11 protein-coding genes, 1 tRNA gene and 1 pseudogene are annotated in these 13828 nt (G+C 66.8%); 6 read left to right on the forward strand and 7 right to left on the reverse strand.

The annotated features are described in order from the left end of the window. Positions 1–95 precede the first annotated feature (95 nt). From OG293_RS40810 to OG293_RS40820, 3 genes are all read left to right on the forward strand, one after another. Positions 96–554: a hypothetical protein gene (locus OG293_RS40810; RefSeq protein WP_331752287.1), complete on the forward strand. Its 459-nt coding sequence runs from the start codon at positions 96–98 to the stop codon at positions 552–554. Between the two features lie 7 nt (positions 555–561). Beyond that, positions 562–636: transfer RNA gene (locus tag OG293_RS40815), tRNA-Leu, on the forward strand. A 40-nt stretch (positions 637–676) separates the two neighbouring features. Further along, positions 677–1021, forward strand: coding sequence for a hypothetical protein (locus OG293_RS40820; protein ID WP_331752289.1), 345 nt, complete (start codon positions 677–679; stop codon positions 1019–1021). Between the two features lie 497 nt (positions 1022–1518). Here OG293_RS40820 and OG293_RS40825 read toward each other — a convergent pair whose 3' ends face one another. Together OG293_RS40825 and OG293_RS40830 are read right to left on the reverse strand one after the other, a co-directional pair. Continuing rightward, complete coding sequence (locus tag OG293_RS40825) at positions 1519–3186, reverse strand: hypothetical protein (RefSeq protein WP_406003910.1); 1668 nt, start codon at positions 3184–3186, stop codon at positions 1519–1521. A 140-nt stretch (positions 3187–3326) separates the two neighbouring features. Then, positions 3327–3917, reverse strand: coding sequence for a DUF6461 domain-containing protein (locus OG293_RS40830; protein WP_331752295.1), 591 nt, complete (start codon positions 3915–3917; stop codon positions 3327–3329). 370 nt (positions 3918–4287) lie between these two features. On the opposite strand from OG293_RS40830, the pseudogene OG293_RS40835 reads away from it, so the two are divergent. The 3 genes and pseudogenes from OG293_RS40835 to OG293_RS40845 all read left to right on the forward strand — a co-directional run. Next, positions 4288–4537, forward strand: a pseudogene (locus OG293_RS40835) (XF1762 family protein); the annotation flags it as partial. Positions 4538–4780: 243 nt separating this feature from the next. Further along, positions 4781–5305 carry a hypothetical protein gene (locus tag OG293_RS40840; RefSeq protein WP_331752297.1) on the forward strand — a complete coding sequence of 175 codons (525 nt, stop codon included), beginning with the start codon at positions 4781–4783 and terminating at the stop codon, positions 5303–5305. Further along, complete coding sequence (locus OG293_RS40845; RefSeq protein WP_331752299.1) at positions 5277–5798, forward strand: hypothetical protein; 522 nt, start codon at positions 5277–5279, stop codon at positions 5796–5798. Before OG293_RS40840 ends, OG293_RS40845 begins: the two co-directional genes overlap by 29 nt. Here OG293_RS40845 and OG293_RS40850 read toward each other — a convergent pair. The 5 genes from OG293_RS40850 to OG293_RS40870 all read right to left on the reverse strand — a co-directional run bounded on the left by OG293_RS40850 (position 5765) and on the right by OG293_RS40870 (position 12918). Continuing rightward, positions 5765–7063, reverse strand: a complete 1299-nt coding sequence (locus tag OG293_RS40850; protein ID WP_331752301.1) for an MFS transporter — start codon at positions 7061–7063, stop codon at positions 5765–5767. The genes OG293_RS40845 and OG293_RS40850 overlap by 34 nt on opposite strands. 399 nt (positions 7064–7462) lie before the next feature. After that, a complete protein-coding gene (locus tag OG293_RS40855) occupies positions 7463–7969 on the reverse strand; it encodes a group II intron maturase-specific domain-containing protein (protein WP_331752303.1) in 507 nt (168 codons plus the stop codon). Between the two features lie 396 nt (positions 7970–8365). Continuing rightward, positions 8366–9034: a reverse transcriptase domain-containing protein gene (locus OG293_RS40860; protein ID WP_406003911.1), complete on the reverse strand. Its 669-nt coding sequence runs from the start codon at positions 9032–9034 to the stop codon at positions 8366–8368. A gap of 164 nt (positions 9035–9198) precedes the next feature. Beyond that, positions 9199–10797 carry an ISL3 family transposase gene (locus tag OG293_RS40865; protein ID WP_331752307.1) on the reverse strand — a complete coding sequence of 533 codons (1599 nt, stop codon included), beginning with the start codon at positions 10795–10797 and terminating at the stop codon, positions 9199–9201. A 726-nt stretch (positions 10798–11523) separates the two neighbouring features. Then, entirely contained in the window at positions 11524–12918 is a 1395-nt protein-coding gene (locus OG293_RS40870) for an IS1380 family transposase (RefSeq protein ID WP_331752533.1), read from the reverse strand. Positions 12919–13828 lie beyond the last annotated feature (910 nt).

Below are 13828 nucleotides of genomic sequence, written 5' to 3' on the forward strand. Positions count from 1 at the left end.
CCTCGCGGCGGACATGGTCAAGGAGTTCGTTGCTGCCGTCAATGCCCGCCAATCCGGTTCTACAGCACCCCGCGCACACCCGAGGAGAGATCCACATGCCCGACTGCCCGCACTGCGAAGCCATTCAACAACTTGCGAACAAACTCGGCGACGAGTCGTACCGCGTCACCGCAGCCCGCCAGGAACTCGGGAAAGCGCTGATCTTCCTTGTCGCAGACCTCCGCAACGGCCAGGCAGGCGGCGAGACACACGTCGAGATTCCCCGCATTGTCAAGGTTCTGGAGGGCATCCAGCGGCGCACGCGGCATGCCATGAACGCGCCGCTCCCGCATGGCCGCCGCAAGAACGACCCCACCCTGCCTGACACCCCGGTACCCGACCGGACCCCGGAAACAATCGCGCTCATCCTTCGCATCGTCGAAGGCAAGTGCGAAGAGCTATCCCGCATCGAGCCACCCGGGTCGCACTCCAAACGGGCCTTGTCCGACCTCGCCCTGCTCGCCGAAGGCTGGATCACACCCGAGTCGCTGGGCTACAGCCTCGCTGAGGGCTGACCGGCAGGCCCGGGTGGCGCAACTGGTAGACGCCGCCGCCTTAAAAGCGGCTCCCCTGCGGGTTCGAATCCCGCCCCGGGCACCCCGACCTCCACCCACCACGCACCCAGGAGCCCCGACACATGCACCGGATCCACGCCAACCACCGTCCCGGCCAGCGCCTCATCGTCGAAGTCAACGAGACAGAGATCTACGGACTGCTCCACGACCTGAACCCAGCAGTCCTCGACGCGTACGGATTTGCGCTCCAGTTGATCGAGATCCTCAGGGAAGCGCGCGACGACTTTCAGCGAGGGACCGCGCCACGACGCCGGAGCGCGCAGCCGGAGCGCGGCGGCTCATGGCCGCTCCACGGGCCTGGCTACACGCCTGCCCAACTCCTCGGTGCCGACGACGAGGGCCACACGCGCCGATCTGATCCGGGCCGGGCTGGCAGGCCATCAACGCCGAGATCACCGCCTGCCTGAACGCCCGCGGCTACCGGAACAGCCACGAGCACCGCGGGCCCGCCAGCAGCGATCGTTATCTAGTACTGTCAACTGTCTCTACTGGTCAACGTACTAGAGAGAGGTAAGACAAGTTAGGCATGTGGGCGGGTTCCCCTGTAGCTGAGGGAGCGGTGGCTTCTTTCCATGTGCTGTCCGTTCTCGCCGAGCTCCAGTGGGAACTGATCGTGGCGAACACCAACGACGGGCTTGCCTCAGCGCGAGCCCGCGGCTGGGGCGGCGGGCGCTGGCCCAAGCTCACCGCGGACCAGCCTCGCTCGCCCAACGGCTCTACGATGAGCGGCAGAAGACCGTCCAGCAGATCGCCGGCGTACTCAACGGCTGTCACGCAAAAACGCTCGGCTGGGAAACCCCAGCCGAGCGCCTGCATAAGCTGCTCGCGGCCTGATCAACGCGACCTTGTGTTGCAACACCCTGGAGAGCGCCCGGGTGCGGGTCCTTCACTTCTCTTGACCGCGCTACTTGATCTTTACGTAGTAGCGGTCGTTCGCGTTCTTGTCCAAGCTGTCATCCCAGGCGATCACCCGGTCATCGAGCACGAATTTCCGCAGCAGGCCGCCGGCGACCTTGTTCTGCTTACTGTTGACCGGCTTCACCGAGAAGTCCCAGTCCTTGTTCCCGGCGCCCTCAAGGGTGGAGGCGAAGGGGTACTCATCGCACTCTTCCCCTTCACCGGTCCCGTTCGGTAACCCCGTGTCCTGATACAGGTGCCGGTACGGGCCCGTCTTGAAGCACGCACCGTCCTTGTGATCACTGTTCTCCTTGTACTCCTTTGGGTGCAGCTTCTTCGTGATCCGGTGCAATCCCGGAGCCGACGGGTCCAGCGGCTTGAACTCGCCCGGGATCTTCTTCACCATCGGCGGCCGAACCAGCGGATAGGTGGAGTTCGGGTAAGTGAACGCCGTCCACAGGTGCTCTGCCACACCATCGTGGCTGCTGCCACGCGTGTAGGTCAGATACGAGTAGCTCTCCGGGAACACACATGCCTCGGGGTACTCCGCCCGCCCGTAGTTGAAGTAATCCCCCGAGTCACAACGCGCCAGACGCTCCGGAGTCTCACCCCGGTCCAGCGTCTTGTACTCCTGGGTGTCGGTGAACGCCTCCACGTACCACTGGTTGTAGGCGAGTTTGTCCCGGCCCTCAGTCTTGTTGTCGTGGTTGAAGACGTCCCACCAGGCCCAGACCGGGTTGTTGTCCCACGTTGCCCACGGATACGTGTACGAGCTCGGGCTCGTCGTGCACACATCCAGTCCCTGCGAGCACTGGCCCATCAGCGACAGCGGAACACCCGGCGCGGTGAAGATGTTGTCGATCGGGCCCCAGTCGTAGTCGACCGAATCCTCTTCGATTTGGGAGAAGATCCGCACTCTGCGTTCCTTGGCATCCCCCTGGCCGAACACCTTCAATCTCGCCTTCGTGGTGCCCTCATGTTCGATCGGCACCCCCGAGTTGTCCACCGACCAGTAGTCGACCTTCAGGTTCCAGTTCGCACAGTAGGTGAACCGGTTGTACACCCGCCCGATACCGGTGTTCGCGCCGTCGCCTTCGAAGCACGCCTCAAGACGCTGCGCGTGAGGTTTGTTCTTGATCGGCACCCAGCCGCGCCGCTTCGGCTTCGCAGCCGCCACTGCGGCGTCCTCAGCCGCAGCCTTGGTCATACCTTGGTCCGCCATCCGGGCCTGCATGTCCGTGCGGACCTGATCAGCAGCAGCCTTCCGCGCGGCACCCTCACCTTCCAGGACCGTCAGCGGATCATCCGCCGATGCCCCGCCGCGCTTGACCGGACCGTCCTTCCGCGCCTCCTCCAAGGAGACATCCGGGACCGGCAGGCTCTTGTGCCCCGCATCCCTAGCTTCGCGCCCCTTGGCGCGAAGATGGGCCAGCTCCTTCTGCGAGATGCCGACCTTCATCGTGATGGTTCGGCCTTCCTCCGCCGCATCTTTCTTCGCCGCCGTCTTCTCCGCTGCGGGCGCGGGCGCGGGGGCGGGCTCTGCGGCAGCTAACTGGGGCGGGAGCGCGAACGCCCCCACCATCACCGCCGCAATCAGCGTTCTCGAACGCCATGTTCCACTCAACGACATGCGTGGATGATCCCCTCTGCTGAGCCGGTGCTCCGGGCAGGCCACTGGTGCATCCCCCGTGCAGCCCCGGCGTTGGCATGGCGCATACAGGTTTGCAACGGCAATACCTTCAGCACAACAACGAATTCAGACAGAACAGGGCCAACAACGGTGCGAGTGTGGCGACATGGGCCTGTGCAGAGAGTTCAAGCACCCAACGTGCTCAACCCACCAAGCCACGGACCGGAGAAATCGTCCTCCATCAGCTCCACCCCGGTGACCGCACGCAACGCGAGCACGGCCCGCTGGGAGTACTCGGTCGCAGCTGCCTGCCCGCTCGCTTCGTCGTCGAGGGAAAACCCCACCGACAGCAGATCCCTCACCGCCTGCTGATCACCGGTAGAACCGGGGACGAAGCGCCCAGTGACCACATCCAGTTCGCACACCACCGCACCGTCGACGGCCACCTGGACCATGATCCGATTGGGGTCCTCGTACGCGGAGACGGCCGTCTGCCCGCCGGCGGACAGCGCAGCCAGCACCCCCGGATCCGTCCCCGTCCAGCCGCAGGTGCCCTCCAGCTCAAGGACCGCGCACCAGCCGCCCCGCAGATCACGGCCCAGCAGCAGCACCTCGGGCTCTTCACCGCCTTCCTCCATCCGCTCGGTAACCACATCCAGCCCATCCGGCATAGACGCAGCACCCTTAACACCCATCCGGCACAGCGCCTCAGCCGCTTCCAGGGCCGCGAGGGTGATGCACCAGCCCTCGCCGTACATCTCCGTCAGGTCCACCACAGAAATCTCCCTCCTGCTCCGGGTCCTCCACACCCTGTCTTCCTGCGCCCCGTGTCGGCAAGCACTGTGAGGGCTACGCGACTGTCGGGCAGTCGGCGCGCGTTACCGCACGGAGGCTGCCGCGACAGGCCGGTCACGGTCGCCGACGCGGCCCCAGGGGCGACCTCGTAGCAGCGGCGCGAGCACCAGCGGCAGGCCGAGCCGAACGCGCTCGCGGCTCCGATCGCTGCATGCAGCACTGGACGTTCCGCGGCGACGAGAACGCCGTCGACCGGCTCGTCGACCACCTGGCCGCCATGCAGATCAGCGCGCCGGTCGTCAACACGATGTGCCGGATCTGACGCGCGGCGGTGCGCTGGGTCAGTGCCTGATGTCCGTTCACCAGTTGCACGTCGTGCCCGTCCGTCAGAAGGACGCGAAGGCCTTCGTCACCGCTTGGCACCGCCACCACAAGCCACCGGCCGGCGCCGTCTTCACCGTCGGCGCGGCCGATCAACACGGCGTACTGCGCGCGGTCGCCATCGTCGGCCGCCCCCGTCGCCCGGATACTCGACGACGGGCAGACGCTGGAGGTCACACGGACGGCGACCGACGGGGCCCGCAACGCCAACAGTCACCTGCCGGGGCCGAATCAGTGGCCGCACCAGCCGGTCGTCTCACGCAGATTTCCGGGCCTGCGGCAGCGCGGACACGTCTGCTGGGCCGCCCGCTGTTCGGCCTTGCGTCGGCCGACACGCTGTTTGGCCCAGGCGGCCTCGGCGAGCGGGCCGGCCATCGAGCGTGACGCGTTCGCCGCTGATGTTGACTTTGCGGGCTGAAACAGCCTCCGAGGACCTGCCGCGAGTGCGGCCAGATGCGGCGACATGCCGGACTGGTGCTGTGCTCTGCCTGCTGGCAAAGGCACCCTGGCCGTCCCTTCATCCGCGGGGAACACCTCCGCGACCGGCTCGCCGATCCCCCCCTCCTGGCTGGGGGACTTCGTCGCCCACGTCGCCACCCGGCACTGCATCGCCAGAGCCTGCGGCTTCGTCACCGACCTCGGCCGACTCCTGGAAGACGGGCACTCCACCTCGCCGCAGGCCCTGCTGGAAAGATCCCGCAGGCCCGGACGGTCGATGGGCTCCTTCGCCCGCGCACTCGAGGACTTCTTCACCCTCCACCACCTGGCCCTGCCCACAGACCAGGCCGAAAGGCTCGCCGCCGGCGGACGGCAACGACGCATCGAGGCTGTCCCCGAACCGCTGCGGCAAGCCGTCGCCGCCTTCAACACCTCCCGGATGCGGGCCCAAGACCGAGCCCGCCGAGCGGGCACCCGCCCTCGCAGCAATCACACCCTGGAGACGGCCCTGGCCACCCTGCGTGACCTTGGCCCTCTTCCTGGTCGATGAACGGGACAAGAACGACTGGGCCCTCGTCGACGTGCACGACGTCGAAGCCTTCCTGTCCACCCTGCCCAAGGGACGCAAGCGGCGGCTGACCGTGCTGCGGCAGTTCTTCCGCTTCGCGCGGTCCCAGAAGATGCTGCTGGTCGACCCCACCCGCCAGCTGGTCGCGAAGCAGACGAACGGCTTCCGCGGCCAGACCCTCGCCCTCGACCAGCAACGCGAGCTGTTCCGGCGGTGGACAACCGACAAGCACGTGCACCCGCATGAAGCGGTGATGGGCATGCTCGCTCTGCTGCCTGGCGCCTCCAGCTCCGAGGTGCGGATGTTGAAGATCGACGACATCGACCAGCAGGCCCATACTGTTCGGCTAGGGAAGCGGCCCCATCCCGTCCCCGTTGTCGGCGTACTCCTATTCACTTGTACGCCGACACGGCACCACGGATGGGAGGTGAGGGGCGTCCCTCATGCACTGACGTGCGGCCGCGTATCCGTATGAGGTTCGGCCCGAGCAGTGGTGGGCAGGTCGCGTCTGGCACGCATGGGACTCAGGGCGAGAACCAGCCAGCAAGGGGCCAGCAGTCCTGTCATGACCCACATAGCTGGCCGCAGGCCCATCACGTCACCGAGGACGCCTCCCATGAGAGACCCGAGGGGGATGGTGCTGTGGTTGAGCATCATCGTGGTGGCGACGACCCGGCCCAGGATCCGGGGTGGACAATAGACCTGCCGGAATGAGCCCAGGACTACGTTGCAGGCGACGATCCCGACTCCGACGGCGAAGGAGCCGAACACGAAGAACAGCAGCCCAGCACCGGGGGTGGTGAGCGGCATCAGCAGCGCACACGGCCCTGTCAGCAACTGGAGTCCGAGCATGCCGCGCGCGGTTCCGAAGCGTCGGCCCACCGCGGTGGCGAGCATGGCTCCTAGGATGCCGCCCACACTGCCGCCCATCAGCACCAGGCCGACCGTGGCGCCGGGGAGGCCGACTACACGCACCAGAAAGATCACCTGCACGGCCTGGTATCCCATAAGCGCGAAGTTGGCCAGGGCGCCGTATGCCACCATCGGCAGCAGGTACCGGTCGCCGAGGACGAAGCGCAGTCCTTGCGCGATCTGCGAGCGCAGTCCTTCATTCCTTTCCGGTGGGGTGGGGGCCGGTTCCTTCACCTTGATTGCGGTGAGGCACAGGGTCGACGCGAAGAAGGTGAAGGAGTTGACGAGGAGACCGGCAACAGCGCCGAACGCCCCTGTAATCACTCCCGACAAGCCCGGTCCGACTACGCTCGTTGTTGCCTCGCTGGCCTGCAGTTTGGAGTTTCCCTCCAAAAGGTCATGGCCTGGCAGCACAGCGGGCAGATACGCGTGGTTCGCCGTGTTGAAGAACAACGCCGTCGTGCCACCGGCCAGTGCCGCGACGAGCAGGTGGGTGTAGGTCAGAGCGTCGAGCCACGCCATGAAAGGCACGCTCACGTAGCTGACTGCGGCCACCAAGTTGCAGACAATCATCACAGGCCGTCGGCGTATTCGGTCGACCCACGCGCCAGCGGGCAGGCCCACGATCAACCAGGGCAGCCACACGGCCGCGGAGAGCGAGCCGACGGCTGTAGCCCCTGTGTCCAGCACTACTACCGCGACCAACGGCAGGGCGACAGAGGTGACACTGTTGCCGAGCGTTCGCGCGGTTTCACCGAACCACAACAGGCGGAAGTCCCTCTGACGTAAAACGCCCAGGCGACACCTGCTGTCCGTGGCATTTCTCATGATTTTCCCAAGTCAGTGATTATTTCTATGAGCGATTGGGGGCTAACGGATCGCGGCATTACTCTCAATCCTGTTATGTCCGGTTGCTGGTGTCAGGCAGACTACCCACTTCAGTTAAAACAACTGACAGCCCAATCAAGTAACTCCTCGTACATACGCAGACAGCACTCATACTCCTCAGTTGCGGTGAAAGTGGCGCAATTACGTAGCAGTTGGCCGACCGCAGGCGCCTAGCGCGTGCCGACCTGACATTACAGGGCATCGGTACATCGCTTCATACGCGTAGTACAGCCTCAGTAGGGTCGGGGACTGGCGCGGTGGCCTGTGAGGGCTCCGTTTCCAGCCCCCGCCCGTCAAACCGTGCATGCGCTTCTCGCGCACACGGCTTACCGACATCGTTCACCGGTTGGCATGCACTGCCACCCTGCGCACGTTTCCAGACAGGCGAAAGGCTCCGAGCCTGGCGAACCACGCGCCATCGTGGCGCTTGCCCCACTTTCTGCCCGGGATGCCGCGCTTGCGATTGTCGAAGATCGCGAGACGCTCATGAACGTAGCTGTCGATCGTAGAGAACTTCCCGGCGGAATTGCCGTTGCGGAAGTACGCCGCCCAGCCTCGCAGGACCGGGTTCAAGTCGGCGACCACGGCCGACAGCGACCGTCCCACGTGACGACGGTCGGTCGCCGCCCGGATCTTGTCCCGCAGCACCCCCATCGCCCGCTGAGACGGCCAACGTTGCAGGTGAAACCTGCCACGGTGACGCCACGATTCCACCTTCTGGTGGTGGAAGCCGAGAAAATCGAAACCCTGCCCACCCCTGGCGAGGTGGACAATGCCGGTCTTCTCCGGATGCAGCTGCAACCCGAGGCCGACCAGCACCGCCCCTGCCAGTTCACGCGCCTGCACGGCACGTTCCCTGGTCGGGCAAAGGATCACGAAGTCGTCGCATTATGCTGATCGCCGGATTATGCCGCACGTCGAGGCGAAGGGCCGGTGAGTGGGGCGGCCGTCGCACGGCGGTCGGCATGACCCGGGCAGCGGTGGACCAGTCTCTTCCAGCGTGTTGGTCCAGCCCTCCATTGCTGGGATGACATTGTGCCGCGGCGCCCGGGCAGCCCATACGCATCATCTCCGTCCACAACGAAGCCCCGACCAGCGCCAATACGCCAGTCGCCGTCAGGCGGAGCGGACCGCCTCTCTCGTGATCTTGTCCGGGCTGGGGGGCTGCTCGCCCAACCAGGCGGAGCAACCGGTGGATTGCAGCGGTGGATTATGCCGACCAGCGCAGGGTGCTCCGGCTGCTCATCCGCGCCCTGTCTCCGAGGTCGGCATAATCCGGCGATCAGCATAATGCGACCTATGCCGAACTCGGCATAGGTCGCAGTACCTCACCAGCACCCCGAGCCGGTGCCCGCCTCGCTGCCATGCAGTGTCCAGGACATGCAAAGCAATATTGGCGAGCAACGGTGAGATCGGTGAGCCCTGTGGGGTCCCTGCTCCTGCCGAGCCGGTCGCCCCGTCCTCCAGAACCCCCGCCCGGAGCCACATCCGGATCAGCTTCAGCATCGGGCCGTCCACGACACGCCGGGCCACCTGGGCCACGAGGGCGTCATGCCGGATCGATCCGAAGCAGTCACGGATATCGGCCTCAAGCACCCACTCCCGGCCCCGGTTCGCCTCCACGCGCACGCTCTCGCACGCGTCGATCGCGGACCGCTGGGGCCGAAATCCGTAGCTGACCGGCAAGAAGTCCGCTTCGAAGACCGGTTCGAGAACCAGTTTCGCGGCGGTCATCACCACCCGGTCAGCCACAGTGGGGATCGACAGCGGCCGGAACTCTCCCGGCCGCCCCGGCTTGGGGATCAGGACCTGCCGCAGCGGTGACGGGCGATACGTATGCGCCCGCAGTTGCTCCGACAAGTCGCGGAGGAACTCCTCCACCCCGGCAGCGGCCACGGCATCGACGGTCACCCCGTCCACGCCGGGAGCGCCCCGGTTCGCACACACACCGGCCCAGGCCCGCCACAAAACGTCCCTGCGAAAGACGTGGCCGTACAGGGCATGGAACCGACATTCGGGATCTTGTGTCGGCGTACACGTGAACGTGGCTCTGGCTATATTTTCGTAGCCGGAGATCATCCCGGGGTGAGGGTCGGCCAGCCCGCGTATTTGCGGCGGAGGTGGGCGATCAGTACGACACGGTGGCGGAGGAGCGGGATGCCGGCGCGTCCGGCCATGAGGCGTTTCTGGAGTTTCACGTCGGTGATGCGGCCTTCGTTGACGCCCGAGTTGTAGTGGGTTGTGATCGCGTGGACGACCGCGTGCTGGTCTTCGCGCAGGGCTGTCGCCATGCCGGCGAGTGGCGACAGCCCGCTGGCGGTGAGCTGGTCGAGCCAGCCCGGCAGCGGGGCCGCGTCGCGGGTGTCGAGCATGGCGGCGAACTGGCGGACCAGGTGGTGGGCGCGCTGGAGTTCGGGGCAGTGGTCGAGGAGCCGGTGCAGGCGCTGCGATGTGTGCGGGGTGTGCCGGTCCGGGGCGGTGATGATCCAGCGTGCGGCTTCGCGCGGGGAGGGCGGCCGTTCGCGGGGCTCGTCCAGGGGCAGGCCGAGCCGCAGCGGTGCGACGGCCATCTTCACGCGCTGGTAGTGCCCCAGGTAGCCCTTGGTCAGGAGTTCCTGGTGAAGGATTTTGGCGTTGTGCTCGCCCTCGTCCCAGCGTTGTTGCAGGTAGTCGAGGTAGGGGTCCAGGGTGGTGGTGCGTCGGGGTGGGCGGCGCATGACCTCTTGCCAGGTGCGGGCGCGGGCATACTTGCGCACTGTGCGGCGGTCCAGGCCGAGTTCGCGGGCCACGGAACTGTGGGAGCGGCGGGAATCGGCAAGGGCGGCGTGCACGGCCTCGAACAGCCGCCGGGCGTGCCGGCCTGCGGGCGTCTCCGCCGGTGCGGGGGCTGTTGACGATGCCCCGGCGGGTTCCGGTCCGGTCGGTTCGGGCTCCGGGAGTGCTGCGGGCAGGCAGTCGTGGTGGGCGGAAGCGACCTTCTGGACCTGCCGGGACAGCCCCTGCCAGAGGTGAAAGCGGTCGCTGACCTGGAGAGCGTCGGGGGCACCCGAGGTGATGCCCTGCCGGTAGGTAAGGGAGCCGTCGCGGCAGACGACCTCGACGCCGGGATGCCCGCGCAGCCATCGGCCGAGCTGTTCGGCGTCCCGGCCCTCCCAGAGGGTGAGCGGGAGGCGGGTGGTGGCGTCGACCAAGAGGGTGCCGTAGGTGTCGCCGTGCAGTGCGAAGTCGTCCACCCCCAACACCCGGGGCGTGACCAGCGGCGGCAACGGCACCCGCATCAGCTGGGAGAGCACGGTGCACCGGGAGAGCGCGACGTTCACGACGCGCAGCATCCGGGACCCGCCGCGGCCCGCCAGCAGGACGCCGACCGACTCAACCACGTGCTGCAACAGCGGAGTGCGCCGCTGGTAGCGCTCAGTCAGCTCCGGTACCTGCTCGGCGAAGGTCACCTTCGGACAGGCCGCGTTCTCGCAGTACAGACGGCGCACGCTCAAGTCGATCCGGACCGGCCGGCCGCCGAGCGCAACATCGGCAAGGTGCCGCTCATAGCGGCTATGGACCCACTCGCTCAGCGTCCCGCACCCCGTACAACCGGCCGGAGCACGGGCCCGCGTCCGGGCCCGGACGACCACTACAGGACCAGCGGCATCAACCGAGACCACCAGCACAGACATCAAGTGCGGTAACAGGTAAGGCAGTTCAACAGGGCACAGTCAGATCCTGCCCGCTACGCGGGCTGGCCGACCCTCACCCCGGGATGATCTCCGGCTACGAAAATCTAGCCAGAGCCAGCTTAGGTCGTACGCCGACATCTTGCTTGGCACAGCGGTAGAGCGTCCACTGCAAGGCACGGACCTTGTCCAAAGGACGGCCATCCAGTCGTGCGACGCCTTCCTCCCGGCGGGCGGAACTAGCCGATCCGGCACTCACCCGGGCCACCTCCTCACACGCGACACGCATCGATGAAGCAGGGGCCCTTCGCTCCTGACGGGTTGTGTTGTCCCGCCGATCAGCACTACTACGGCCCCCTCCGACTGCCTCTCGACAGCCCGCCACTTCCCGGCTCCACCGGTTATAGGCGGGCCCTGCTTCCCGGGCCGCAGACCCGGGGCCGAGGAGGCCCTCTCCAGTTCCCAGGACAACCTTCTGACCGTTCCACGCCCCTTACGCCGGGAGGTTCTTCGACGCCCGCTCCAGATTCCCAGGCGTCTTCCATGGCCTTCGCCCTCTAAGCCTTGATCCACCGAGGTGGTTCGAGAGTGATCTTCTGATCGATTTCTGTGTCCGCTTTGGGCTGGTGGCTGGGTGTGGGCAGGCGGCATCTGCTGGTCTGCCCAGCTTTTCCACGGGTTCGGTTCCGGTTGGGCCCTGGTGGGCGGGGTGGGCAGGGGCTGTTCGGGTCAGCCGGGTGGGCCGTGGACGGTGGTGAAGAGGTGTGTCCAGGCGTGCTGCCAGGGCCAGTTGTGGGGCAGGTGCAGAGTGACGCGTCGCGCTGAGCGGGCGATGCGGGCCGGAACCTGGACCAGGTGGGCGCGGAGAGTAGCGGTGGTGGCCTTGGCGTGGAACGCAGAGGCCAGGGAACCAGCGGCCCGCAGCAGGTTGTAGGTCATCGCCCACAGGGTGAGCCAGGCCGCGTTGGCGTGGAAGTGCCCGGACGGCAGATGGGCCAGGGCCGAGGCCTTGCTGTCCGCGATGACCTGCTCGACCACGGCATGGTGGCGGTGTTCCCGCTCGGCCCGCAGCGTTGCGGCGGGCTGGTCGGTGAAGAAGGGGTGGTAGCGCCAGACGGGAAACAGCTCGTCCTGCTCGCCCACGACGGCGGGTTTGGCCAGGTCACGGACCCGGCGCACGATCAGCCGGGCGGTGACCCGATCTGCCTTCTTGCGGCCGGTGAACGCGGTGTACTCGGGTATCTCGGCGACTTCGGCGTCCGAGATGAGTTCACCGGTCTCGGGGTCGGGGACCGCGGTCGGGTAACTGATGTGCTGCCAGGCGTCGTGGGGGATGCCGAGAACGGCCCGTTTGATGGAGGGGTTCATCCCGGTGGTGACCGAGAAGTGGGCGCCTGCCCGGCGGCAGGCGGCGATGACCCCGGCGTTGTAGAACTGCGAGTCGGCCCGCAGGATACGGGTCCCGGTGCAGCCGGCCTCGGCGGCGGTGGCCAGGGCCTCGCTCACGAATTTCGGGGCGCCCCGGGAGTCGGCTGCTTTGCCGCGTCGCATCCGCACTGCGGCGATCACCGGCCTCGACCGGGGGGTGCAGACCGTGGCGAGGAGCGGGTGCAGGGTGCGGATGCCCTTGAACCGGCCGTACTCGGCGCCCTGTTTCGCCCGGCCGTAGACCCGCCTGTGGGTGGAGTCGACGTCGACGAACGCCACCTCACCACCCGCACCCGGCAGCAGCGGGGTGCGCGCGGCGAGTGCGGCGAGGAACCTGCGGTGCACGGCGTGGAGTTGCAGAGCGTGTCCGTGGGTGAACGCACGCAGGAACGTGCCCAGCGTGGACGGGGCGCGAATACCTCCGAACACCGTCGGCATCGCCCCGTGACGCAACATCGCCAGGTCATCGATACTGTCCGCGCCCGCTGCCATGCCCGCGACGATGCTGGTGACCTTGGCGTCCGCCGCCGCACCCGCCCCGTTCCTCGCCCCGGTCAGCTTCACCTTCTCCGTCACCAGTCGCGACAGCCCGCACCGCTCGGCCAGCCGCAGCACCGGGACCAGCCCAACCTGCGCGATCAGATTCGGATCATCGAACACAGCGGAGACCGCCGCCGGCGTATGGGAAACTTGCATCTCGGAAGTGCCTTGCTGATCGCGCGTGCTGGAAGCCTGAAGAACTCCCATCATCGCAGGTCACGAGGCACTTCCTCGTTTCAAGAAGAGTTATCCACAGATGCCGGATCGGTGGATCAGGGCTAAGGCACAGGCTCGGCTCCTCCTTGGCCCCGCCCACGCGGGTCGGTGCTGACGACGCTGCAGGCTTCACGTGATGTTGCGGACCGGCCAGTTGCGCACCCCCAAGGGGTGATCGTCGCTCCACTTCGACACCAGCCTCTCGACCGACGCCGGGAGCCCCGCTACCGAGGACTCTGGCGTCTCCCCGGACCGGACTTGCACCGGCTGGCTACCCTGAACTTATCGCCCGATTTACATCGAACCTCCTTCTCGTCCGACGTTTCGGACTACTGGACGTACGCCTCGATCCACCGTGTGATAGTCGGGCTTTGGACGGAGAGATAGGAAGAGGTGCCTGCTGACCTGCAACAATGGGATTTCCTTCGCTTCCATCAGCCGCACACAGCAAGGCACCTCGTAAGCGAAAGTCTCCCACAGCCCGGCGAAGCTGTTCGCCGCTGCGACCCCGACCTGATCGCACATGCCGCGCTGGTCTCCGCGATCCGGCTGGCCGAGCGTGCGGCCTGCCCGCTCTGGTGGCCGAGAAGGTGAAGCTGATCGGCGCGAAGTCCGGTGACGGGACGGCTGCCGAGGCGAAGGCCGTGAGCATCGTGGGCGGTACTGGCGGCCCGGGGCGGACAGCATCGACGACCTGGACGTGCTGCGTCACACTCACGGCAGCATGGCGCGGTTGTTCGGCGAAGTGCGTGCCCCGTCCACGTTGGGCACGTTCCTGCGCGCTCACCTGGGGGCGCGTGCGACAACTGGAGCCCCCGGTACGGGCGTTCACTTGCGATCTCGCCGCGCA

Source organism: Streptomyces sp. NBC_00829, assembly GCF_045161795.1.
Lineage (GTDB): Bacteria > Actinomycetota > Actinomycetes > Streptomycetales > Streptomycetaceae > Streptomyces.